Raw genomic sequence first — 22,847 nt, forward strand, 5'->3', positions numbered from 1 at the left:
GAGTGCACGAAGGGAGTGACGCAGGGCACGGCCATCCAGAAATCTGGCATGTGATGTGCGTCACATTTTTCACGGTTGTCTGGTCAGGAAGCCAAGGGGGTCCCCAATGGTCGTCCACCGCCGGCTGGCGCTCTGCGTCGGCCTCGCCTGCTCCGCGCTGGCCTGGGCCAGCAGTGCCGCGCCGCCGGACCGCGAGGCGGCGCTGGCCGAGATCGGCCGCTACCGTGACCAGGCCCGCTGGCTGGACGCGCTGGGCGCGATCGAACGTGCGAGCCAACAACAGCCCAATGACGACCTGCTGTTCAAACTGCGCGTCCTGACCCTGGGCGACATCGGTAATGCATGGCGCGCCTGGGAGCTCTACCAGCAGCGGCCGCAGCTGTTCGACGCTGCCCAGAAGCAACGCCTGGAGGGCGACTATCTGGCCAAGCTGGTGGTCTGGAGCCTGGCCTACAGCCGCAGCGAAGACAGCCGCCTGGAAGAGGCCGAATCCACGCTGGCGCGCATGCAGCGTTATCTGGGCGGCGAAGGCACGCCACCGGCCCAGGCTCCGCTGCGCATCCGCATGGACCGCCTGATCCTGCTCAACCGGCTGGGGCGCCACGCCCAGGTGCGCGAGGAAGCACGCGCCCTGCAGGCCGAGGGTCACACGCTGCCCGACTACGTACTGCCTGCGGTGGGCGATTCACTGATGGGAACGCTGCACCCGCAGGAAGCCATTCCGGTACTGCAGGCCGCGGTGGCCGGCGACCCCACACGCGATGCCTCGCACTCGCAACTGGCCTACGCCTACCTGGAAAGCGAGCAGCAGGAGAACGCCATTGAGCTGTTGCAGGCGTGGCGTGACAAGGAACCGGCCTGGCGCTGGAGCAATGGCAAATCGCCGTATGCGAACTGGTCGCGCTACGAGGCCGACCTGAATCTGGCGATGGTGCGCGCCTACAGCGGCGATCTGTCCACCGCGCAGCACGACCTGGAATCGATGGTGGATATCGCGCCGGGCAACGGCGGCCTGCAGAGCGCACTGGGCAGCGTGTACATGATGCGCGGCTGGCCACGCCGGGCCCTGCAGCGGCAGCAGATGGCGCACGCGCTCGACCCGCGTGACGTGGAAGCGCGGCTGGGCATGGAAGAGGCCTACGTCGCCCTGCAGCGCGATGACCTGGCGCGACCGCTGCACGACGACCTGGTCGCGCGCTACCCGACCCAGCCGGCGGTGCAGCGCATGGACCAGGCATGGCGCGTGCATCGCGGGTGGCAGGTGCAGGCATGGACCGACATCGGACGCAGTTCCGGTGGTGGCGGCACTTCACCCTTGGGCAACAACGATCGTCGCTATGGCGTGGAAGTGCAGTCACCGATCCTGGACGATCGCTGGCGGCTGTTTGCCTTTGCCGACCGGCGCTCGGTCGACTTCCAGGACCAGCGCATCGACCCGCTCTGGCTCGGCGCAGGCGTGCGCTACCGCTTCGGCCAGCTGGATGCGGAAGCGGCCGTGCTGCGCGCCAATGACCATGTGGGTGATACCGGCCTGCGTGCCGGCGTGGGTTGGCAGTTCAACGACTACTGGCACGCCGGCCTTGCGGCCGCGCGCAATGACCCGGAAGCGTCGATGCAGGCGCGCGTTGCCGGCATCACCGCCGACAGCCTGAGCGCGCGGGTGGACTACCGGCGCAGTGAGCTGACCCACTGGTTGTTCGGCGCCAGCCGCTTCCGCTACGACGACGGCAATCATCGCGAGCTGTTCAGTACCGCCCTCGAGCAGCGCCTGCTGACCCGACCGCGCTGGCTGGTCGACGGCCTGGCCAGTGCCTACACCAGTCGCGGCAGCCGCGCTGATGCGCCCTATTTCAACCCGTCACGCGACCGCATGGTCGAGATCGGGCTGCGCATCGACCAGCAGCTGTGGCGGCACTACGAACGCCACTTCCGGCACCGGCTGACGGTTTCGCTGGGGGACTACTGGCAGGACGGCTTCGGCAGCGCGCTGGTGCCATCGGTGTCCTACCAGCATGAGTGGCAGCTGGGGCCGGGCCGTGTGCTCGAGTACGGCGTGCGCTGGTCGCGGCCGGTCTACGACGGCCACCGCGAACGCCATCTCGGCTTCGAAGCCGCATTGCGCTGGGGAGACTGACATGGCCCGCATCCTGCGACTGATCCTGCTGCTGTTGCTCAGCACCGCACCGACCGCACTGGCACAGCAGGCCGCGCATCTCGATGCGGCCGACAACGGGCTGCTGATCCTCAGCTACCACGATATCCGCGACCAGGTGGCCGCCAAGGGCGATGCCGATACCTATGCGGTGAGCACGCAGAACTTCGCCGCACACCTGGACTGGCTGGGGGCGCATGGCTACCACCCGGTGTCGCTGTCGCAGGTGATCGATGCCTCGCAGGGCCGCGCCACGCTGCCACCGCAGCCGGTGCTGCTGACCTTCGATGACGGCCTGCGCAGTGTCTACGAAAAGGCGTTCCCGTTGCTGCAGGCCTATCGCTACCCGGCCCTGGTGGCGGTGATCACCGACTACATGGACATGGCGCCGGGGCGCACCATCGACTACGGCTACCGCCCGTTCGGCCACGACGATTTCCTCACCTGGGCGCAGCTGAAGCAGATGCATGACAGCGGCCTGATCGAAGTGGCCAGCCATACCGACAACCTGCACCATGGCGTGCTTGCCAATCCGCAGGGAAACTCCACTCCGGCCGTCGTGACCCGGGTCTACTCGCCTTCCACGCGCAGCTATGAGACCCAGACGCAGTACGAACAGCGCCTGCGCGCCGACCTGACCCGCAGTGCGCAGCGGATCGAGCAGCATCTTGGCGTACGCCCCCGCGCGATCGTGTGGCCGTACGCGGCCTACAACCAGCTGAGCAACGACATCGCCGAGCAGCTGGGCATGCCGGTGTCGTTCGACCTGGAGGGGCGCAGCACACCGGTCACCCGTGACCTGCACGGCCTGGCGCGTTTCCTGGTCAGCGACAACCCGACCGTGGAAGGACTGGCGTTCGAACTGCGCCGCGACGCGGCACTCGATGGCATCCGCGCCCTGCAGATCGACCTGGATGATGTGTATGACCCCAACCCGGCGCAGCAGGCGCGCAACCTCGACGCGCTGATCGAACGGGTCAAGCGCATCGCACCCACCCACGTCTACCTGCAGGCCTTCGCCGACGCCGACGGCAACAACACCGCCGATGCGCTGTACTTCCCCAACCGCCACATGCCGATGCGCGCGGACCTGTTCAGCCGCGTGGCCTGGCAGCTGAAATCCCGCGCAGGGGTAAAGGTGTATGCGTGGTTGCCGGTGCTGGGCTTCGAACTGCCCGACCCGGTGCAGCGCAAGGCGTTGGCCATCCACAACGGCGATGCCGATGGCATGTACCGGCTGGACTTCACCAACCCGAAGGCGCGCCAGATCATGCTCGACCTCTACGAGGACCTGGCGGTCAATTCCTACTTCGAAGGCCTGCTGTTCCACGACGATGGCTACCTGCGCGACACCGAGCTGCCGTCGCTGCCGGCGGGGAGCGATGGCAGCGCGCGCACCCAGGCGCTGATCGACTTCACCCTGGCCCTGCGCGACCGCGCGCAACGCTGGCGGCCGAAACTGGCCACCGTGCGCAACCTGTATGCCGAACCGGTGCTGCGCCCGCAGAGCGAAGCCTGGTTCGCGCAACGCCTGGACCTGTTCAACAAGGCCTACGACCAGACTGCGCTGATGGCAATGCCGTGGATGGAGGGCAGCAAGCATCCGGAGCGCTGGCTTGACCAGCTGCTGGCCGCCGTACGCCGCCACGATCCACAACTGCAGCACACGCTGTTCGAGCTGCAGACCGTCGACTGGCGCACGGGCCAGCCGATTCCCGCCGACCGCCTGCGCGCGCAGATCCGCCAGCTGCAGGCACAGGGTGTGCACCACTTCGCCTGGTACCCGGATGACTTCATCGCCGACCAGCCCTCCACCCACGATGCCCGTGCGGCCATGTCCGCCGGCAACTTCCCGTATCCGGAGAAGTGACGTGGACATGCATCCGTTGCTGCTGATCCTGTTCCAGTTCGCCTTCTACTACCCGATGGTGATGGCGTTCTTCTGGATGTCCGGCGGTCTGTACTACTACTACCGGCGCGAACGCCATTCGCGCCCACGCAGCGACCCACCGCTGATGGTCGATCCGCCGTTCGCGACCCTGCTGATTCCCTGCCACAACGAATCGGAGAATCTTGACGACACCCTCGGGGCTGCGCTCAACCAGCGCTACCCGACCGATTACGAGGTGATCGCCATCGATGACGGCAGCAGTGACGACACCGGTGCGCGCCTGGACGCGCTGGCGGCCCAGCATCCGCGGCTGCGCGTGCTGCACCTGGACCGCAATCTGGGCAAGGCCAATGCGTTGCGCATGGGCGCGCTGGCGGCGCGCTCGGAGTACCTGGTGTGCATCGACGGCGATGCCATGCTGGAGGAACACGCACTGCACTGGATGGTCTGGCACCTGGTCAGCGGCAACCGGGTCGGCGCGGTCACCGGCAATCCGCGCATCCGCAACCGCTCCACCCTGCTTGGCCGTCTGCAGGTGGCCGAGTTCTCCTCCATCATCGGCATGATCAAGCGGGCGCAGCGCGTGTACGGGCGCATCTTCACCATTTCCGGGGTGATTGCCGGCTTCCGTCGCACTGCATTGCACCAGGTGGGCTGGTGGTCGGACGACATGGTGACCGAAGACATCGACATCAGCTGGCGCCTGCAGCGCGGGCACTGGGACATCCGCTACGAGCCCAACGCCCTGTGCTTCATTCTGATGCCGGAAACACTGAAGGGATTGTGGCGGCAGCGCCTGCGCTGGGCGCAGGGCGGCGTGGAAGTCATGCTTCGCCACGCCCGCTCTCTGCTGAACTGGCGCGAGCGCCGGATGTGGGGCGTGCTGCTGGAGTACGTACTGAGCGTGATCTGGGCCTACACGATGCTGTTCATCGTCGTGCTGTGGGTGCTGGGCAAGTTCTTCCCGATGCCGCCCCAGCTGTACATCGCCAGCCTGCTTCCTCAATGGCATGGCGTGATCCTGGCGCTGGTCTGCCTGCTGCAGTTCGCCAGCAGTCTGATCATTGACCGGCGTTACGAAACACAGATTGGACGCAACTACTTCTGGGTCATCTGGTACCCGATGGCGTACTGGCTGATCAGCCTTTCCACCACCCTGGTGGCGTTGCCGAAGACGCTGCTGCGACGCCGTCGCAAGCGCGCCACCTGGACCAGCCCTGATCGGGGAATACGATGAACGCACAGCACCCGTCCAACCGATTCGATTCGCGGATGATCCGCAAGCCGCACCGCCAGCCGCGGTTCCAGCGCACGGCCTGGGGATTTGTCACCCTGGCGTTCTGGGGCTTCTACTTCTACCTGTGGGCACCCCTGGTGACGCTGGTGTCGTGGCTGGTCGGCGGCCAGATGGCATGGCAGCAGCTGTATGAGCGGCAGAACCAGTTCGACCCCTACGTGCTGGTGGCGCTGCCGGTGATGCTGTTGTGCGCCAGTGTGCTGCTGATCAGCTGGGCCGAGTACAACCGTGCGCGCTTCCGCGGACGGGACCGGCGACTGCCGCGGCCGCTGGCCAGCGTCAACGAGGTGGCAGCGGACCTGGGCGCCAGTACCGGCCTGGCCGAGCGCCTGGCCCAGTGCAAGGCGGCGACGCTGCACATGGACGAGCACGCACGTCCGGTCGGCATCCGCCGCGAAGTGGTGTAGCCCGACAACCCGGTGGGTGCCGACCTTGGTCGGCACCGGGGTCTCATCCACGCATGGCGTGGATCTACCGGGTCCGAAGGCCTGGCGGCCAGGACATCAGCGGCGGGTCTGCCCTTCGCCACGCACCACGAAGCGTTCGACGGTGAGCGCTTCCAGCCCCATCGGCCCGTACGCATGCAGGCGCGTGGTGGATATGCCGATCTCGCTGCCCAGCCCCAGCTGGCCACCATCGGAGAAGCGCGAGGACGCATTGACCATCACCACCGCCGAGCGCAGCGCATTGACGAAGCGCTCGGCATTGCCGCTGTCTTCAGTGGCGATCACTTCGGTATGGTCGGAGGTGTAGGTCCGGATGTGCGCGATGGCCGCATCCAGATCGTCGACCACGCGCACCGCCAGCACCAGATCGAGGAACTCGGCAGCGTAGTCGTCTTCGGTGGCCAGCGTGCTACCCGGCAACAGGGGGTGCGCATCCGCATCGGCACGCAGCTGCACGCCACGCTCGCCGAGCGCCTGCGCCACGTGCGGCAGGAACGCATCGGCCACCTCTCGGTGCACCAGCAACGTCTCCAGCGAATTGCAGGCCGCCGGCCGGCTGCACTTGCCATCCACCAGCAGGTCGATGGCCTTTTCCAGGTCGGCGCTGGCGTCCACGAACAGATGGCACACGCCCTTGTAGTGCTTGATCACCGGCACCCGCGCATGCTCGGCAACGAAACGGATCAGGCCTTCGCCGCCACGCGGAATCGCCAGGTCGATCAGTTCGTGCAGCTGCAGCAGCTCCAGCATGGCTTCGCGGCGCAGGTCGGTCAGCACGGTCACCGCGGCCGGCGGTACGCCATGGGCCTGCAAGGCACCGGCCAGCGCCTGGGCAATGGCGGTGTTGGAATGGATCGCTTCGGAACCGCCGCGCAGGATCACGCCGTTGCCGGCCTTCAGGCACAGCGCCGCCGCTTCTGCGGTCACGTTCGGGCGCGCCTCGTAGATCATCGCGATGACGCCCAGTGGCACGCGCACCTTCTGCACGCGGATGCCGTTCGGGCGCACGTCGTCGCGGGTCACCTGGCCGACCGGATCGGGCAGCCCCGCCACTTCGCGCACCGCTTCGGCCATCGCCAACAGGCGCGGCGGGTCCAGTGCCAGGCGATCGAGCATGGCACTGCCCACCCCCTTGTCGCGCGCCGCCGCCAGATCGCGCGCGTTGCCGGCCAGGATCAACCCGGCGTTCACTTCCAGCGCCTGCGCCATGCCCAGCAGCAGCGCCCGCCGGGCATCACTGTCGAGGCCGGCAACCACCTGGGCCGCGTCACGGCAGGCCCGCGCCTGCGCTTGGATATTGCTCATCGGGATGTCCTTCAAACCGGTCATGGCAGCACCAGGTCGTCGCGATGGACGACGCTGCCACCGTAGTTGTAGCCGAGCACGGCCTGGATGTCGCGCGAATGGCGGCCTGCGATGCGGCGCACGTCATCGGCCGCGTACTGGCTGACGCCACGGGCGATGCACACCCGCCCCTGCGGTGCGTCCCAGCACACCTGCACCATGTCGCCACGGCGGAACGCCCCTTCGGCACCGGTGATGCCGCCGGGCAGCAGCGAGGCGCCCTTCTCGCGCATCGCCTGCGCCGCGCCGGCATCGATGAGGATCGCGCCTTCGGCCAGCGGTGCGTGGCGCAGCCAATGCTTGCGGGCCGCTTCGCGGCTGCGTGCGGCATGAATGCGGGTACCGAACAGGCGATCCTGTGCCAGCGCGCGTACCACCGCGCCACTGCGGCCGTTGAACAGATAGGTTTCGATGCCGAGGCGACCGGCCTTCGCCGCGGCCTCCAGCTTGGTGCGCATGCCGCCGGTACCAGCGCGCGAGCCCGCGCCGCCGGCCATCGCCAGCACCTCATCACTCAGCTCTGCGACATCGTGCAGCGGCCGTGCGTCAGCCACGCTGCGCGGGTCGGCGCTATACAGCCCGTCGATGTCGGTAGCGATGAACAGCGCATCGGCATCGACCAGCGCGGCCACCGTCGCGGCCAGGTTGTCGTTGTCACCGAGCTTGAGCTCGTCCACCGACACGGTGTCGTTCTCGTTGACCACCGGCAGCGCGCCCAGCCGCAGCAGCTCGCTGAGCGTGGCGCGTGCATTGAGATAGCGGCGGCGGTTGCGCAGGTCGTCGTGGGTCAGCAGCACCTGCGCCACCGGGCGCTCGAAGAAGCGCTGCCAGAGCCCGATCAGCTGCGCCTGGCCCAGCGCTGCCAGGGCCTGGCGTGCGGCCATCGCCGCGCCGGGCTCGTCGGCGCGCGGCAGGATCGCGCGACCGGCCGCTACCGCGCCGGACGATACGATCACCACCTCGCGCCCAGCCAGCACGTTGGCCGAGACAAACTGGGCCAGGCCCAGCGCATGCCGCGGCGACAGGCCACCGCCATCGGCGGCCAGCAGGCTGCTGCCCACTTTCAGCACCGCACGCCGCCACGGCGGCAGCGCCTGTTCCGGGAACGGCGAAGCGACGTGGCTGGCATGCAGGGTCATCAGTCAGGGCCTCAGCGGGTGTTCCATTCGTGCACGGTCAGGTCGGAGGCCTGCATCGTCACCAGCGGATCGGTGGCGACGATGGCCTGCGCCTGCGCTAGGCTGTCCACGTCGCACAGCACGTAGGCGCCACCACTGCCATCGGCGAAGCCGCCGGTCAGCTGCAGCTTGCCCTGCGCCTGCAACGCATCAAGGAAGTCGCGGTGCGGCTGTACGGCCGCCGCGTTGAAATCAGGCCGACGCATGGCCAGCACCAGGTAGACGGTGCCGGCCATCAGGACAGCGCCTGCCAGCGTGCGCGCAGTTCATCCAGGCGCAGATCGGCGGCCGAGCCCGGCGACACGCGCGCGGCCAGACTGCCCTCCGGCGTGCGTCCCTGCCCTGCACTGTCGGCACCGGCCGCCGCGGCCTTGTAGGCCTCGCGGAACGGCACACCGGCCACGGCCGCTTCCACCGCCACATCGGTGGCATACATGCCCGAGTCGATCGCCGCGCGCAGTTTGTCATCGCGCCATTCCAGATTGGCCAGCAGCGCCGGCAGCAGCTCCAGCGCGGCCAGGCCACGGCCGAAACCGTGGAAGATGGCGCCCTTGGACGACTGCAGGTCACGGTGATAACCCGACGGCAGCGACAGCAACTGTTCGATCTCGGTACGCGCGGCGGCCACGCTGGCGTGGGTGGCACGCATCAGCTCGATCACATCCGGGTTGCGCTTGTTGGGCATGATCGAGCTGCCGGTGGTGTACTGCGCCGGCAACGCAACAAAGCCGAACTCGGCGCTGGTGAACAGCGACAGGTCCCAGGCGATGCGGCGCAGGTCCAGCGTGGCACCACCGAGCGCTTCCAGCGCAGCCAGCTCGAACTTGCCGCGCGACAGCTGGGCATAGATCGGCGAGATCTGCATGCGCGCGAAGCCGAGCGCGGCGGTGGTGTGCTCACGGTCCAGCGGCAGGTTCACGCCGTAGCCGGCGGCAGTGCCGAGCGGGTTGGCATCCACCAGTGCATGGGTGTCGCGCGCGCGGATGGCGTTGTCGATGAAGGCTTCGGCCCAACCGGCCCACCACATGCCTGCCGAGGACACCACGGCACGCTGGATGTGGGTATAGCCGGGAATCGGCAGATCCTTCTCGGCCTGCGCACGGTCCAGTGCAATCTTGGCCACGTCGGTACTGACCTGCGCCACGCGCTGCAGCTTCTCTTTCAGCCACAGGCGGGTGGCCACCAGGATCTGGTCGTTGCGGCTGCGGCCAGTGTGGATCTTGCGGCCGGCATCGCCGAGGCGTTCAGTCAGGCGGACTTCGATGGCCGAGTGACCATCTTCGTACCGCGCGTCCAGCACGAAGCGGCCGTCGCGGAAGTCCTGCGCCAGCACCTCCAGTTCGCGCAGCAGTCCAGCCAGCTCGTCGGCACTGAGGATGCCGATGTGCTGCAGGCCCTGCGCATGCGCGGCGCTGGCGGCGATGTCGTGCAGGAAGAACTCGCGGTCGAGGATCACGTCGTCGCCAGCGAGGAAGGTCTGGATCTGGGCGTCGACAGCGACGCCGGGCTTCTGCCAAAGAAGGTCTGCCATGGGGGCTCCGGAAGGCGGGGTCAGTGCGGGATCGACGTCAGTTCGTCGATGCCCAGCGCGAGATTGAGGTTCTGCATGGCCTGGGTGGCCGCGCCCTTGAGCAGGTTGTCCAGGGTCGCCACCACCACCACCCGTTTGCCGCCCGGGGCCAGGGTGAAGCCACCGACCTGGGCGCCATGACGACCGGCGATGCGGCTGACCCACGGCGCTTCATCCACCACCTCGATCAGCGGTTCGCCGGCATAGGCCTGCTGGAAGCGTTCGACGATCTGCTCGCGGGTCTGCGCGCGATTCAGCCACAGGTTCGCAGTCAGCGTGATGCCACGGAAGTGCGGCGCGACGTGCGGCATGAACTCGACGGCCACGCCCAGTCGCACCGACACCTCGCGCTCATGCACGTGATTGGTCAATGCATACGGCATCAGGTTGTCGGCCAGCAGTTCAACGTTGTTCTTGTCCGAGGGCGTGGTGCCGGCGCCTGAGTAACCGGACACACCAAAGCACTGCGGCGGACCGGCCAGCAGATCCAGCAGCGGATGCACCGCCAGCTGCATCGCCGTGGCATAGCAGCCCGGATTGCTGATGTGCTTCTGGCCGTTGTAGCGGCCCCGGGTCAGTTCCGGCAGCCCGTAATACCAGCTGTGGTCGAAGCGATAATCGGCCGACAGGTCGACGATGACCGTGTCCGGCTTCGCCGCTTCCAGCGCGGCCACGAACGGGGCGGCCAGGCCATTGGGCAGGGCCAGGATCACCGCATCCACGCCCTTGGCCGCCACGGCATCGGCGTCCAGGTTCTCATACTGCAGGTCCCCCTGGAATTCCGGATGGTGATCGGACAGGCGCTGCCCGGCGCGCTCGCGCGAGGACACAAAGGCCAGTTCCAGGCGCGGGTGCGCGGCCACCAGCTTGATCAGCTCGGCGCCGGTATGGCCGCGGGCACCGACGATGCCCAGGGTGAAAGTCGAATCGTTCATGCGTGACTGTCCAGGCGGAACTGCAGGTGGCGCTTCACGCCCTGCCATTCCGCATCGATGATGGAGAAGATGACGGTGTCGCGCGGCGTGCCGTCGGCATGCCGCTTGTGGTTGCGCAGCACGCCATCCTGCTTGGCGCCGAGGCGGGCGATGGCGGTGCGCGAGGTGAAGTTGAACCAGCTGGTTTCCAGCACCACGCTGATGCAGCCCATGGCCTCGAACGCATGCTGCAGCAGCAACAGCTTGGCCTCGGTGTTGGCACCGGTGCGCTGCACGCGCGGGGCGTACCAGGTGTAGCCCAGACTGAGCTTGGGCACGCTGGCGTCCAGGTCGTAGAAGCGGGTGCTGCCGACGATGCCGCCGGCCGCATCACAGATCACGAACGGCAGCACCCTGCCTTCGGCCTGCGCCTGCAGCGCGGCCTGCACATAGGCCTCGGTGCGCTCCGGCGACGGCACCTGGGTGTACCAGAGCTGGTCCAGCCCGCTGCCTTCCAGCGCAGCACGCAGGCCGGGCACGTGCTCATCCTGCAACGGCTGCAACGAAACGTGCTGACCACGCAGGGTGGGTACCAGGTTCCAGGCGTCCGGGTTGTTCATCGTTCAGCCCTGCAGGCTCGGGGCGCGCTGGGCGCAGTGTTCGACATAGGTACGGATGCGGTCGATGCCATCGGCGCCGTACCAGAACACCTTCCAGTGGTCCTGCTTGTAGCAGCCATCGGATTCGGCGTAGTAGAAATGGTTGATCGGGTTGCCGTGGCGCGAACGCCAGAACAGCTGCGGAGTTTCCTCCAGCATCACGTTCCAGACCGCGCGACCCAGGCCTTCGCCCTGTGCATCGTCGAGCACGGCGAACTTGTCCAGGTACACGCCTTCGGCCTCGTCGGTGAGGATCACCGCGGTGCGGTAGTTCTCGCTGACATAGGCGCGCAGCAGCCGGGTCTTCTCGAAGTAGTCCGGCACCAGGGTGCGGCCGAAACTGGATTCAATCAGGCCCTTCAGGCGCGGCAGGTCCAGTTCGTTCCAGGCGGTGGCGCGCAGCACTTTTTCGCCCTTGCGCACCAGCGTGCCCGAGCCCTTGTGGGTGAACAGTTCCTTGGCCAGGTCGGCCGGCCGGGTGATCGACACCGACGATTCAAGCGGCAGCCGGTCGAGCAGATCCTTGATCTGTTCGATCTTCACTTTCATGCCACCGTGGATCCACGGCTGCGCGATCAGGTGGTCGTACTCGGTGGACAGGTTGATCGAATCGATCACGTTGCCCGCCTCATCCAGCAGGCCACCAGTTCCGGTCAGGAAGATGATCTTGTACGGCTGCAGTTCCTGTACCAGCTCGTTGGCGGCGAAGTCGGCGTTGACGTTGAGGATCTGGCCGCCGGCGGTCTCGCCCAGGCTGGTGATCACCGGGATCGAGCCGGCACGCAGGCTGGCCTCGATCGGCGCCAGGTTGACCTTCTTCACTTCGCCGACCAGGCCGTAGGTATCCACGTCCAGGTACTCGGCCTCGAACACGCCACCGGTGATCGAAGTGGCGCGCGCGCCGTTCTGCTGCAGCGCCTCGACCAGGCGCAGGTTGGACTGCTGGAACACCCGGCGCACGATCGCCAGCGCTTCCGGTGAGGTCACGCGCAGGCCGTTGACGGTCTGCTTCTCGATGCCGGCCGCCGACAGCTCGGCATCCAGCTGCGGGCCGGCGCCGTGCAGCACGATCGGGGTCAGCCCGACTTCCTGCAGGAACGACAGCGAGGAGGTCAGCGCGTCGAGATCGTCGCGCAGCACCGCGCCGCCGACCTTGACCACGGCGAAGCGCTTGGCGTCCAGCTGCGAGAAGCGCTTGAGGTACTGGCTGATCTCCTTCGCGCTGGCCATGCTGGAAAGCAGGCGCACGATGGTCTGGCGGGTCTGGCGGTGGGGCTGGAGGGCAGGAGACATTTCGTTTTCGTCGGAAAGGGAAGAATCAGGCGCCGGCGGCGATGATGCGATGTACGGCGTCGGTGTAGCGCTGCAGCTGGTCCAGCGTCACGAACTCATCGGCGGTATGGGCCTGGGCGATGTCGCCCGGGCCGAACACCAGCGTGGTGTAACCGGCGGCGGAGAACAGCGAGGCTTCGGTCCAGAAGTCCACCGCGTTGCCGATCGGCAGATCCAATGCGTCGGCCACGTCGCGCGCCAGCAGGCGACGGTTCTCGGCCTCGGCGATGTCACCGGCCGGCAGGCTCGGGCCACGGAAGGTTTCGGTGAACAGGGCTGCCTGCGGTTCGGCGAAGCCTGCAAAGGTCGCCAGCAACGCGTCGATATCCATCGACGGCAGCGGGCGGAAACCGAAGCGCACTTCGGCGGCCGGCGCGATCATGTTGGCCTTGATGCCACCTTCGACGCGGCCGATGTTGAAGCGCAGGCCGGTCAGCCCGCCAAAGCGCGCCGAAGCCAGCGATTCCACATGGTCCAGCGCGCGGTTGCCCCAGCGCATGGCCTGGTGCAGCGCGCTGGCGGCGGCATCCTGCTTGCCGGAGGCATGCCCGGCACGGCCGGCGAACTGCATCAGCACCGAGCTGATGCCACGGTGCGCCAGCACCGCTTCACTCATGGTCGGCTCAGCCACCAGCACCGCTTCGTACGGAATGCCGCGGGCCAGGAACGCGGCAATGCAGCGCGGATCGTTGGCTTCCTCGTCGCTGGAGAACAGGAACGCGGCATCACCATCGCTGGCATTGGCCGCAGCCACCAGTGCAGCGGCCGCACCCTTGATGTCGCATACACCCAGGCCGACCACGCGGTCATCCAGGCGCCGCATCACGTGCGGGTCGGCACTCCAGTGCGGCGAGTCCGGCACCGTGTCCAGGTGCACGTTGAACAGGTACTTCGGCGTACCGCGCACGGCGTACAGGCTGACCGCACCGGCACCATGGTCGATCACCTCGACGTTGAACCCGGGCAGGTTGTCGCGCAGGTAATCGAAGATCCCACCGGTGGTGATCGCACGCGGCGGGTTGCGGGTGTCGAAGGACACCAGGGCCTGCAGATGCGAGAGCGTCTGTTCAAGCATGAATCAAAGATCCTGTGGAATTCCGCCGGGCATGGCCCGGCGCTACCGTAATGCGTCTGGTGGAGAGCCCCCTTCTTGTTGAAGGGGGCGCGCCAACGGCGCAGGGTTAAGGCGGAATGCGTGGTCAACCGCTCAGCGGTTGACTTGCGCGTAAAGCGTCGAGCTCATGCCGAACAGCTTGATGAAGCCCTCGGCCTCTTCCACACCCCAGTCGGCCGACTGCGCGTAGGTGGCACCCTTGGTGTTGAGCAGGTGCGGCGACTTCACCGCCACTGCATCGACGCGGCCACCACGGGTTTCCAGTACCACCTCGCCGTTCACCTTGGCCTGCGAGGACTTCAGGAACGCTTCGATGTCGGTCTTCAACGGGTCGTGGTAGAAGCCTTCGTACACCAGCTCCACCCACTTGCGCGCCACGTCCGGCTTGAAGCGGTTCTGCTGCTTGGTCAGCACGGCGTCTTCCAGCGCGCGGTGTGCGGCCAGCAGCGAGACCAGGCCCGGGGCCTCGAATACGATGCGGCCCTTCAGGCCGATCACGGTGTCGCCGGTGTACACGCCGCGGCCAACGCCATACGGGGCGAACAGCTTGTTGAGCTGGGCCAGGATCTGGTCGCCCGGCAGCGCCTTGCCGTTCAGTTCAACCGCTTCGCCTTCGACGAACTTCAGGGAGACCGTCAGCGCCTGTTCCGGCCACTCGCTGCGCGGCGAGCACCAGCCACGCGCGCCTTCGCCCGGCGCTTCCCAACGGTCGATCTCGCCGCCGGACATGGTCACGCCCAACAGGTTCTCGTTGATGGTGTAGGCCTGCTGCTTGGCGCGCACGCCGAAGCCGCGCTCTTCCAGGTACTTCTGCTCGTAGGCGCGGGTCTGGGTGTGTTCCTTCTGGATCTCGCGGATCGGCGCGATGATCTGGTAGTCGCCCAGCGCCTTCACCGCCAGGTCGAAGCGGACCTGGTCGTTGCCCATGCCGGTGCAGCCGTGGGCAATGATGTTGGTGCCCAGTTCGGCGGCACGCTTCAGCGCGGCATCGACGATCAGGTAGCGGTCGGACACCAGCAGCGGGTACTGGCCCTGGTAGCCTTCGCCGGCCCACACGAACGGCTTGACGAAGCCTTCCCAGATGGCCGGGCCGCCATTGACGGTCACATGGCTGGTGACGCCCAGCTCGGCGGCACGCTTTTCGATGAAATCGCGCTCTTCATCATCCACGCCGCCGGTATCGGCGAACACGGTGTGCACGTTGTAGCCGCGCTCCTGCAGGTAAGGCACGCAGAAGCTGGTATCCAGGCCGCCGGAGAAGGCGAGAACGACGTCTTTGTTGCTCATGGGGGTAATGTCCAATCGGGTGGGGTAGCGCCGGGCCATGCCCGGCGGATTGTTTCAATGCCTGGAAATCAGCGCCCGGCAACGGCGGCCATGATCGCCTTCTGCACGTGCAGTCGGTTCTCGGCTTCGTTGATGGCAATGCACTGCGGCGAATCCATCACGCCGTCGGTAGCCTTCACGTTGCGGCGCAGCGGCAGGCAGTGGCTGAACACGCCGTTGTTGGTCAACGCCATCTTCCGCTCGTCCACGATGAAGTGCTTGAACTGGTCGCGGATCGGCTTTTCCGGCTCCCAGTTGCCGAAGAACGGCAGCGCGCCCCAGCTCTTGGCGTAGACCACATCGGCACCAGCGTAGGCGCTGTCGATGTCATGGCTGATCTTCAGCGAACCGCCGCTCTCGGCCACGTTCTGCTCGGCCCAGCCCATGTAGCGGTCGTCGAGGATGTAGTCGGCGGTCGGGCACAGCAGGGTCACGTCCATGCCCATGCGGGTGGCGATGGTCAGCGCCGAGTTGGCCACGGCGGTATTCAGCGGCTTGGGGTGATAGGTCCAGGTCAGCACGTACTTCTTGCCACGCAGGTCCTGGGTGCCGAAGTGCTCCTGCAGTGCCATGATGTGGGCCAGTTCCTGGCACGGATGGGTGATGGTCTCCATGTTGATGACCGGCACCGGCGAGTACCTGGCGAAACTCTGCAGGACCACATCCTGGCGGTCGTAGGCCCAATCCTGGAACTTCGGGAACGCACGCACCGCAATGATGTCGCAGTAACGGCCCAGCACCTTGGCCACCTCAGCGATGTGTTCTTCGGTATCGCCATCCATCACCGTGCCGAGATTGAACTCGATCGGCCACGCATCCTTGCCCGGCTGCAGCACCACCGCGTGGGCACCGAGCTGGAACGCCCCCAGCTCGAAGCTGGTGCGGGTGCGCATGGACGGATTGAAGAACACCAGCGCGATCGACTTGCCCTTGAGCTGGTCGCCGAGCTTGTTGCGCTTGAACAGCGCCGCCTGGGTCAGCAGCGCGTCGAGATCGCTGCGGCTCCAGTCCTGGGTGTTCAGGAAGTGCTTGGGAGACATCATTTTTCCTTGCGTAGCGGCGCCGGGTTCGACGCGGTGGAAGGGAAAGCAGGAACCAAAGGTGGATCGAAAAGGTTGCAGTTGCAGCTTTCAGAACGCGTAAACGAAAAAACCCAGCCGGCGGGCTGGGTTTTTTTCGGACGAACAGCAAAAAGCTCCGGTTACCCAGCGAGAATGTGGGGTTCCGGTCGACGCGCACGCGAGGTCATGCCCGACGCCTGTCGGGCTGCGCTGCTGTCGTGCTGGAAGTCGGTGAGCTTCATGGCCGGCAATCTTTGCATGTGGCCGGAGCCGGCGCAAGGGGCAGCGGTCCCGAAATCAGGGATTGCTGGCGGTGCCCTGCTCGGGGCCGACCCATGGGGTGATCGACACCCGGATCTTGAGCCGGTTGCCGGGATCCTCAGGCAGCCGCGAGCGGTACTTGGTGCCCTTGTAGACGTAGTCCACGTCATAGGCGATGGGACGGCGGAATTCACGCCCCACCGGCACGATGCGGCAATCACGGGTCAGCATCGGCCCATTGTTGGCCGGGGCCGGAGCCGGGGTCTCGGTGGCGGCCTCTTCGGTCGCCTCCTCGTCGCTGCGCTTGAACATCGAGCGCACCGAATCCCAGAAACGGCCGATCCGCCCCTTGTCCTCCACCGGCTCTTCACCGGTGACGTTGACCGGGGCCAGGGTGCGGGTCGATACCGGCTCGCAATGCTCCTCGGTACGGGTCGCGCGCAGCGTCTGGAACACCGGCTCCACGTTCAGCACCTGGGCATAGTCGAACTTCACGTTCTCCACGATCACCACCCGGTTGCGGGGCTCGGCCTCCTGCGCCAGGGCCACGGCGGGCAGCGCCGACAGGCAGGCCAGGGTCAGCAACGCGGTGGATTTCATTGGCGACGGGAGCAAGGACACGGCAATAGTGTAGGCAGTGACGAGCACAAGGGGCTGAACATTACCCGTCCACGCCGCTCCTGCCCACCCCACCCTGGGCGGGCGCGGCGTCCACCGGTGGCAGCGGGCGCCCCAAAGGGGCTCGACACGTTCTAAAATCGAAGGCTTGTCCCCCAGCCACAGCCCCATGACCCTGCGCCTGCACAACAACCTGACTCGCCAGCTCGAACCGTTCACCCCGCTCGACCCGGCCTGTCCGACGCTGTATGTGTGCGGCCCGACGGTCTACAACTACGTGCACATCGGCAACGCCCGTGGCCCGGTGGTGTTCGGGGTGCTGGCCGATCTTCTGCGCCGCCGTTTCGGCGCACTGCGCTACGCCCGCAACATCACCGACGTGGACGACAAGATCAACACGGCCGCGCGCGAACAGTGCGTGCCGATCAGCACCATCACCGACCGCTTCGCTGCGGCCTACCGTGAAGACATGGCCGCGCTGGGCGTGGCGCCGCCGGACATCGAGCCGGAAGTGACCGCGCACATGCCGCAGATCATCACCATGATCGAGCAGCTGATCGGCAGCGGCCACGCCTACGCCGCCGAGGGCCACGTACTGTTCGCGGTGGCCAGCTTCGATGGCTACGGCAAGCTCTCGCGCCGCGATCCGGAAGAGATGCTGGCCGGCGCCCGCGTCGATGTCGCCCCGTACAAGCGCGACCCGGGCGACTTCGTGCTGTGGAAGCCCTCCACCGACGACCTGCCCGGCTGGGAATCGCCGTGGGGCCGTGGTCGTCCGGGCTGGCACATCGAGTGCTCGGCAATGGCCGCCGCGCATCTGGGCCAGACCATCGACATCCACGCCGGCGGCGTCGACCTGCAGTTCCCGCACCACGAGAACGAGATCGCGCAGAGCGAATGCGCCCACGGCGGCAGGATCTTCGCCCGCTTCTGGCTGCACAACGGCATGCTCAACTTCGGCGGCGCCAAGATGAGCAAGTCGCTGGGCAACATCGAGCGCGTGCACGACCTGGTGCGCCAGCACCCGCCGGAAGCGCTGCGCCTGGCCCTGCTGTCGGCCCATTACCGGCAGCCGCTGGACTGGACCGACGGCCTGATCGAGCAGTCGGTGCGCACCCTGGACCGCCTGTACGGGACCCTGCGCGAACTGGCGTCGATCGAGGCCGCGGCGGTCATCCCGGCCAGCGTCGAAGCGACCCTGGACGACGACCTGAATACCCCGCAGGCGCTGGCCGAAGTGGCCCGCATCGCCGCCGATGCACGCCGCGCCACCGATCCGGCCGAGCAGGCGCGCCTGAAGGGCGAGCTGCTGGGCGCGGGCCTGGCGCTGGGCCTGCTGCAGGCCGACCCGGCGCAGTGGTTCGGTACCGCGGCCGGCGACGACGGTGATGATGCCCGCATCCAGGGCCTGATCGACGAACGCGCTGCGGCCAAGAAGGCGCGTGACTTCGCTCGTGCCGACGCCATCCGCGACCAGCTGGCCGCTGAAGGCATCGTGCTGGACGACACCCCGCAGGGCGTGCGCTGGTCGCGCAAGCGCGGCTGACCTGTCCTGCCCCGTGGCCGGTCCGCCGGCCACGCCCCCACTGTAGAGACTGCTGTGATCGACTCCCCGTTCCCGCTTGAACCCACCGCCGCCGAGGCCCAGGCCGCCATCGCCGAGGAATTCGGCTTCTTCGGCGACTGGTCCGAGCGCTACCAGTACCTGATCGACCTCGGCCGCAAGCTGCCGGCCTTCCCGGAAGACTGGAAGACCGAGGAGCATCGCCTGCTGGGCTGCCAGTCGATGGTCTGGATCGTGCCCGAAGGCAACGCGCAGTCGCTGCGCTTCCACGCCATCAGCGATTCGGCCATCGTCTCCGGTCTGATCTTCCTGGCCCTGCGCGTGTACTCCGGGCGCTCGGCGCAGGAGATCGTGGCCACCGAACCGAGCTACATCCAGGACATCGGCCTGGCCCGCCACCTCTCACCCACCCGCAGCAACGGCGTGGCGGCGATGCTGGCCTTCATCCGCGAGACCGCGCAGGCGCAGCTGCAGCGCGAACAGCCGTGAGCGAGCCTGCCACGGCCGAAGACACCGCGCTGGGCCTGCTGTCCCGGCCCGGTTTCGCCAAGCTGCTGGCCTACCGCATCTTTGCGATGCTGTCCTACCAGGTGGTTGCGGTCACCGTCGGCTGGCATATCTACGAAGTCACCCGCAATCCGTTCTCGCTGGGCCTGATCGGGCTGGCCGAGGTGCTGCCGTTCTTCTGCGTGGCGCCGTTTGCCGGCTACCTGGTCGACCATCTGCCGCGCCGCCGGCTGGGCATGGCCGCCTGTTCCGGGCTGATCGCCACCGCACTGGTATTGACCGGCGTCGCTACAGGCTGGCTACCCTTTGAAGGCGTGTGGCCGATCTATGCGGCCATCGCCTTGACCGGCATGGTCCGGGCGTTCCTCTCGCCCATCTACAACGCGCTGTTCGCCCGCGTGCTGGCCCGCGACCAGTTCGCGCGCGGCGCCGGCCTGGGTGCGGTGGTGTTCCAGGCCGGCATGGTCGCCGGCCCGGCACTGGGCGGCGTGCTGGTCGGCTTCGGCGGCAAGGGCCTGTCGTATGCGGTGGCCACCGCCTTCGCGCTGGTGGCGATGGCCTGCCTGGCCACGCTGAAGGTCGACGAACCGGTGCGCACCGGTCCGGCCGCCCCGATCTTCAAGAGCATCGCCGAAGGTGCCCGCTTCGTGGTCGGCAACCGCATCATGGTCGGCGCGATGGCGCTGGACATGTTCTCGGTGCTGCTGGGCGGCGTGGTGGCGATGCTGCCGGCGTTCCTGCACGAGATCCTGCACCACGGCCCGGAGGGGCTGGGCGTCCTGCGCGCGATGCCGGCACTGGGTTCGGTGTGCGTGGGCCTGTGGCTGGCCCGCCATCCATTGCATCGCAATGCCGGCCGCGTGCTGCTGTGCGCGGTGGCCGGGTTCGGGCTGTGCGTGATCGGCTTCGGTCTGTCCCAGCACTTCTGGCTGTCGGCACTGATTCTGCTGTTCTACGGGGCGTTCGATGGCGTCTCGGTGGTGATCCGCTCGACCATCCTGCAGTTGGCCACGCCGGAAGAAATGCGTGGGCGGGTATCGTCGATCAACGGCATCTTCATCAGCTCGTCCAACGAGCTGGGCGCGTTCTATGCCGGCACCATGGCCCGCCTGCTCGGCCTGGTACCGGCGGTGGTGCTGGGCGGGTTTGCAGTGCTGAGCGTGGCCGGGATCACGGCGTGGAAGAACCCGACGCTGCGGAAGTTGAATCTTCGCGACCTGCAGTGATGCTGCGAACAGCGGATTCAGCGGCGCCGGGCGTTTGGCTGGGTCCGTTGCTCTCCCTCGATGATTGGGCTTGTCACTTTCTTTTCGCGAAAAGAAAGTAACCAAAGAAACGCTCCACCATCCGCGAGCCGGCGCTGCGCGCCGGTGCCCTGTGCTCCTCGGTGAATCAGGGGACGGCGCCGAACTCGCTGCGCTCAAACAGCGGCGCCTCTTCGCCCCTGATTCCCCTGCGGTGCTCGGCTCGCTACAAGGCGGACTCAAGTCAAGAGCCGCAGCCGCGCACGCAGGCTTCGGTAGCGCCGGACCATGCCCGGCGAGCGAAGTGGCGGTCTTTACTCTCATTCCTCCCTCCAAGCCCGCGCCTTCGGCCCGAGCCGAGCATGGGCTCGGCTTTACAGCAACCGCGCACGCAGGAAACCGTCGAGAGCCTGCGGGTGGGGCCGGGCAGGACCGTCCGCGGCATGGATGCCGCGGCCGAGCTTACAGGGATGTACTTGCAGCGTGTCCTGCCCGGACCCACCCGCAGGCTCCACCCGATACCTGGAAGGCGCCGTTCTACCCAGCCAACCACACCCAACAAAAAACCCGGCCGAGGCCGGGTTTTTCGCATGACCACACAACGATCAGGAATCAGTCGCCCTGCTGCTTCTGCAGGTGCTCCCAGCGCTCCTGGGCGTCGATGGTGCGCTCGGCGGTCAGGCGCGCTTCCAGGCGCTCCAGGCCGATTTCTTCACCGGTGTCCACGCAGTAGCCGTAGTCGCCGGCTTCCAGGCGCTTGAGGGTGCTGTCAATCTTGCCGATCAGCTTGCGGTAGCGGTCGCGGGTACGCAGCTCCAGCGAGTTCTCGGTCTCGCGGGTCGCGCGCTCGGCTTCGTCGCCGATGTCACGCACTTCCTCGCGCAGGTTCTCGATGGTCTGCTTGGACTCTTCCACCAGGTCCGCGCGCCAGTTCTGCAGGCGCTGGCGGAAATACTCCTGCTGCAGCGAGCTCATGTATTCCTCTTCCGAGGACGGCTTGTAACCGGCCGGCAGGATCGGGCGGCCGGTGGCCTCGTCGGTCTTGTACTCGACCACCTTGTACTTGCTGCGCGGGGCCGGTGCCGCCGATCGGGCGGCGACAGCGACGGCGACCTTGCCGACAGGGCGCGACACGGTCTTCGGGGCGGAATCGGATTTCACGGCGGTTTTGGCAGGCGATTTCGAAACGGGCACGGGATTCTTGGATTGCGGGGCCTTCGATGCAGCAGAAGCGGCGGCCGGGGCCGGCTTGGGAGCCGGTTGGGCTGCTGCCGCTGCCACGGTCTTGGCCGGGACAGGCTTGGCCGGAGCCGGCTTGGCAGCAGGCTTCGGTGCGGACTTCACTACGGGGGCCGGGGCCGGCTTGGCGGCCGGTACGGCGACATTCTTGGCAACGTTCTTTACAGCAGCAGGCGTGGCGGCCGGTTTGGCCGCAGCGACCTTCTTCGCCGCCGGCTTGGCAACCGGCTTGGCGGTGGCCTTCTTCACCACCGCCTTCGGCGCCGGCTTGGCGGCGGGCTTCTTCGCCACCGGCTTGGCGACGGCCTTCTTCACCGGCGCGGCCTTGCTCGCAGCCTTCTTCACCACCGGCACCTTCTTGCCGGCAGCAGCAGGTTTGGCCTTGGCGGGTGCGGCGGCCTTCTTTGCCACCGGCTTGGTCGCCTTGACCGGTGCTTTCTTCGCGGTGGCCTTCCTGGCCGCCGGTTGCGAGGACGTTGCCTTGGTCACCGCCTTGCTGGCCGGCTTTTTGGCAACGGGCTTTGCCGCCAACTTCTTCACAACAGGCTTGGCGGTTTTCTTGGCGGCCGTTGCGGCCTTCTTTGCAGTTTTTTTAGCAGCCACGAAACGCTCTTCCTTGGATTCCCCGGGGCCCGGGAAAGCGGGCCTTTATAGCCTACCCGACCCGCAGCAGCAACCTCGGCGCCCTGCTCCATTCAGTCCTGGAGCCAAGGCACCCAAAGCGCGGTCCGACGAACACGGACCGCCTTGCGCGGTACGGAACCTGGCCGGCACCCAGTGGTGCCGACAGCGGTCGCAGGCCATCGGCGACATGCGACCAACGGCCCATCCTGCACAAATGCGGCCTTCATGCCAACTGGCATAAGATGACTGGGTGATCTCGCGCCTGCTCATTGCCCTGCTGCGCTTCTACAAGCGCTTCATCAGCCCCCTGCTGGGGCCGCGCTGCCGCTTCGTGCCCAGCTGTTCTGAATACGCCATGGATGCCATCGCCCGCCACGGTCCGCTGCGCGGCAGCTGGCTGGCCGCGCGCCGGCTGGGCCGCTGCCATCCGTTCCACCCCGGCGGCTTCGATCCAGTGCCCGAGTCTCTCCACGCCCCCTCTTGCCGTTGCACAGGAAAACACTGAC

Annotated in this window: 20 protein-coding genes; 8 read left to right on the forward strand and 12 right to left on the reverse strand. The window is 67.1% G+C overall.

Annotated features, from left to right (window positions below; translation table 11 throughout):
* The first annotated feature begins 106 nt into the window (after window positions 1–106).
* From pgaA to pgaD, 4 genes are read left to right on the forward strand one after another with little or no spacing between them, the layout of a single operon-like run.
* Window positions 107–2,134, forward strand: a complete 2,028-nt coding sequence (gene pgaA, locus AC5YGJ_RS07590) for a poly-beta-1,6 N-acetyl-D-glucosamine export porin PgaA (RefSeq protein WP_496186193.1) — start codon at window positions 107–109, stop codon at window positions 2,132–2,134.
* 1 nt (window position 2,135) lies between these two features.
* Complete coding sequence (gene pgaB, locus AC5YGJ_RS07595; RefSeq protein WP_496186194.1) at window positions 2,136–4,022, forward strand: poly-beta-1,6-N-acetyl-D-glucosamine N-deacetylase PgaB; 1,887 nt, start codon at window positions 2,136–2,138, stop codon at window positions 4,020–4,022.
* 7 nt (window positions 4,023–4,029) lie between these two features.
* Window positions 4,030–5,280 carry a poly-beta-1,6-N-acetyl-D-glucosamine synthase gene (gene pgaC, locus AC5YGJ_RS07600; protein ID WP_181358716.1) on the forward strand — a complete coding sequence of 417 codons (1,251 nt, stop codon included), beginning with the start codon at window positions 4,030–4,032 and terminating at the stop codon, window positions 5,278–5,280.
* A complete protein-coding gene (pgaD, locus tag AC5YGJ_RS07605) occupies window positions 5,277–5,747 on the forward strand; it encodes a poly-beta-1,6-N-acetyl-D-glucosamine biosynthesis protein PgaD (RefSeq protein ID WP_496186195.1) in 471 nt (156 codons plus the stop codon). Before pgaC ends, pgaD begins: the two co-directional genes overlap by 4 nt.
* Before the next feature lie 96 nt (window positions 5,748–5,843).
* On the opposite strand, the gene AC5YGJ_RS07610 is transcribed toward pgaD, so the two are convergent.
* From AC5YGJ_RS07610 to AC5YGJ_RS07660, 11 genes are all read right to left on the reverse strand, one after another.
* Window positions 5,844–7,115 carry a glutamate-5-semialdehyde dehydrogenase gene (locus tag AC5YGJ_RS07610; protein ID WP_496186196.1) on the reverse strand — a complete coding sequence of 424 codons (1,272 nt, stop codon included), beginning with the start codon at window positions 7,113–7,115 and terminating at the stop codon, window positions 5,844–5,846.
* Window positions 7,112–8,269, reverse strand: a complete 1,158-nt coding sequence (gene proB, locus AC5YGJ_RS07615) for a glutamate 5-kinase (RefSeq protein WP_496186197.1) — start codon at window positions 8,267–8,269, stop codon at window positions 7,112–7,114. The genes AC5YGJ_RS07610 and proB overlap by 4 nt, the downstream gene beginning before the upstream one ends.
* Window positions 8,270–8,280: 11 nt before the next feature.
* Window positions 8,281–8,544, reverse strand: coding sequence for a YciI family protein (locus AC5YGJ_RS07620; protein WP_496186198.1), 264 nt, complete (start codon window positions 8,542–8,544; stop codon window positions 8,281–8,283).
* Complete coding sequence (gene argH / locus AC5YGJ_RS07625) at window positions 8,544–9,839, reverse strand: argininosuccinate lyase (protein WP_496186199.1); 1,296 nt, start codon at window positions 9,837–9,839, stop codon at window positions 8,544–8,546. Before argH ends, AC5YGJ_RS07620 begins: the two co-directional genes overlap by 1 nt.
* Before the next feature lie 20 nt (window positions 9,840–9,859).
* Window positions 9,860–10,813, reverse strand: a complete 954-nt coding sequence (gene argC / locus AC5YGJ_RS07630; protein ID WP_249843464.1) for an N-acetyl-gamma-glutamyl-phosphate reductase — start codon at window positions 10,811–10,813, stop codon at window positions 9,860–9,862.
* On the reverse strand, window positions 10,810–11,412 hold the full coding sequence (locus tag AC5YGJ_RS07635) for a GNAT family N-acetyltransferase (RefSeq protein ID WP_496186200.1): 603 nt from the start codon (window positions 11,410–11,412) through the stop codon (window positions 10,810–10,812). Before AC5YGJ_RS07635 ends, argC begins: the two co-directional genes overlap by 4 nt.
* Before the next feature lie 3 nt (window positions 11,413–11,415).
* Window positions 11,416–12,744 carry an acetylglutamate kinase gene (locus AC5YGJ_RS07640; protein ID WP_461294299.1) on the reverse strand — a complete coding sequence of 443 codons (1,329 nt, stop codon included), beginning with the start codon at window positions 12,742–12,744 and terminating at the stop codon, window positions 11,416–11,418.
* Between the two features lie 25 nt (window positions 12,745–12,769).
* Entirely contained in the window at window positions 12,770–13,858 is a 1,089-nt protein-coding gene (locus AC5YGJ_RS07645; RefSeq protein ID WP_496186201.1) for an acetylornithine deacetylase, read from the reverse strand.
* 132 nt (window positions 13,859–13,990) lie between these two features.
* The gene (locus AC5YGJ_RS07650; protein WP_409460263.1) at window positions 13,991–15,184 is read right to left on the reverse strand and encodes an argininosuccinate synthase; all 1,194 of its coding nucleotides are present in this window, start codon (window positions 15,182–15,184) and stop codon (window positions 13,991–13,993) included.
* Between the two features lie 68 nt (window positions 15,185–15,252).
* Window positions 15,253–16,263, reverse strand: coding sequence for an N-acetylornithine carbamoyltransferase (locus tag AC5YGJ_RS07655; protein WP_249843459.1), 1,011 nt, complete (start codon window positions 16,261–16,263; stop codon window positions 15,253–15,255).
* Between the two features lie 318 nt (window positions 16,264–16,581).
* Window positions 16,582–17,145: a glycine zipper 2TM domain-containing protein gene (locus tag AC5YGJ_RS07660; RefSeq protein ID WP_107230988.1), complete on the reverse strand. Its 564-nt coding sequence runs from the start codon at window positions 17,143–17,145 to the stop codon at window positions 16,582–16,584.
* A 187-nt stretch (window positions 17,146–17,332) separates the two neighbouring features.
* On the opposite strand from AC5YGJ_RS07660, the gene cysS reads away from it, so the two are divergent.
* Genes cysS through AC5YGJ_RS07675 form a run of 3 tightly spaced genes read left to right on the forward strand, consistent with a single transcriptional unit; the run spans window position 17,333 to window position 20,460 of the window.
* On the forward strand, window positions 17,333–18,709 hold the full coding sequence (gene cysS, locus AC5YGJ_RS07665) for a cysteine--tRNA ligase (protein WP_496186202.1): 1,377 nt from the start codon (window positions 17,333–17,335) through the stop codon (window positions 18,707–18,709).
* Window positions 18,710–18,763: 54 nt separating this feature from the next.
* Window positions 18,764–19,216: a SufE family protein gene (locus AC5YGJ_RS07670; RefSeq protein ID WP_107230990.1), complete on the forward strand. Its 453-nt coding sequence runs from the start codon at window positions 18,764–18,766 to the stop codon at window positions 19,214–19,216.
* Window positions 19,213–20,460 (forward strand): MFS transporter, encoded by a 1,248-nt coding sequence (locus AC5YGJ_RS07675; RefSeq protein ID WP_496186203.1) that lies wholly within the window; start codon window positions 19,213–19,215, stop codon window positions 20,458–20,460. Before AC5YGJ_RS07670 ends, AC5YGJ_RS07675 begins: the two co-directional genes overlap by 4 nt.
* A 630-nt stretch (window positions 20,461–21,090) precedes the next feature.
* Here the strand turns inward: AC5YGJ_RS07675 and dksA are convergent.
* The gene (gene dksA, locus AC5YGJ_RS07680; protein WP_249843456.1) at window positions 21,091–22,320 is read right to left on the reverse strand and encodes an RNA polymerase-binding protein DksA; all 1,230 of its coding nucleotides are present in this window, start codon (window positions 22,318–22,320) and stop codon (window positions 21,091–21,093) included.
* 271 nt (window positions 22,321–22,591) lie between these two features.
* Between dksA and yidD the strand changes: the two genes are divergently transcribed.
* Entirely contained in the window at window positions 22,592–22,846 is a 255-nt protein-coding gene (gene yidD, locus AC5YGJ_RS07685; RefSeq protein WP_496186204.1) for a membrane protein insertion efficiency factor YidD, read from the forward strand.
* Window position 22,847 lies beyond the last annotated feature (1 nt).

The sequence above is a fragment of the Stenotrophomonas sp. CS3K5 genome (assembly GCF_059515225.1).

Bases quoted from the DNA above. Each gene is read 5' to 3' on its own strand.
- AC5YGJ_RS07620 (WP_496186198.1), bottom strand. From the start codon at position 8,544: ATGGCCGGCACCGTCTACCTGGTGCTGGCCATGCGTCGGCCTGATTTC.
- AC5YGJ_RS07645 (WP_496186201.1), bottom strand. From the start codon at position 13,858: ATGCTTGAACAGACGCTCTCGCATCTGCAGGCCCTGGTGTCCTTCGAC.
- cysS (WP_496186202.1), top strand. From the start codon at position 17,333: ATGACCCTGCGCCTGCACAACAACCTGACTCGCCAGCTCGAACCGTTC.
- AC5YGJ_RS07655 (WP_249843459.1), bottom strand. From the start codon at position 16,263: ATGTCTCCCAAGCACTTCCTGAACACCCAGGACTGGAGCCGCAGCGAT.
- pgaA (WP_496186193.1), top strand. From the start codon at position 107: ATGGTCGTCCACCGCCGGCTGGCGCTCTGCGTCGGCCTCGCCTGCTCC.
- AC5YGJ_RS07610 (WP_496186196.1), bottom strand. From the start codon at position 7,115: ATGACCGGTTTGAAGGACATCCCGATGAGCAATATCCAAGCGCAGGCG.
- proB (WP_496186197.1), bottom strand. From the start codon at position 8,269: ATGACCCTGCATGCCAGCCACGTCGCTTCGCCGTTCCCGGAACAGGCG.
- AC5YGJ_RS07635 (WP_496186200.1), bottom strand. From the start codon at position 11,412: ATGAACAACCCGGACGCCTGGAACCTGGTACCCACCCTGCGTGGTCAG.
- pgaC (WP_181358716.1), top strand. From the start codon at position 4,030: ATGCATCCGTTGCTGCTGATCCTGTTCCAGTTCGCCTTCTACTACCCG.
- pgaB (WP_496186194.1), top strand. From the start codon at position 2,136: ATGGCCCGCATCCTGCGACTGATCCTGCTGCTGTTGCTCAGCACCGCA.
- argH (WP_496186199.1), bottom strand. From the start codon at position 9,839: ATGGCAGACCTTCTTTGGCAGAAGCCCGGCGTCGCTGTCGACGCCCAG.
- argC (WP_249843464.1), bottom strand. From the start codon at position 10,813: ATGAACGATTCGACTTTCACCCTGGGCATCGTCGGTGCCCGCGGCCAT.
- AC5YGJ_RS07650 (WP_409460263.1), bottom strand. From the start codon at position 15,184: ATGAGCAACAAAGACGTCGTTCTCGCCTTCTCCGGCGGCCTGGATACC.
- pgaD (WP_496186195.1), top strand. From the start codon at position 5,277: ATGAACGCACAGCACCCGTCCAACCGATTCGATTCGCGGATGATCCGC.
- AC5YGJ_RS07660 (WP_107230988.1), bottom strand. From the start codon at position 17,145: ATGAAATCCACCGCGTTGCTGACCCTGGCCTGCCTGTCGGCGCTGCCC.
- AC5YGJ_RS07640 (WP_461294299.1), bottom strand. From the start codon at position 12,744: ATGTCTCCTGCCCTCCAGCCCCACCGCCAGACCCGCCAGACCATCGTG.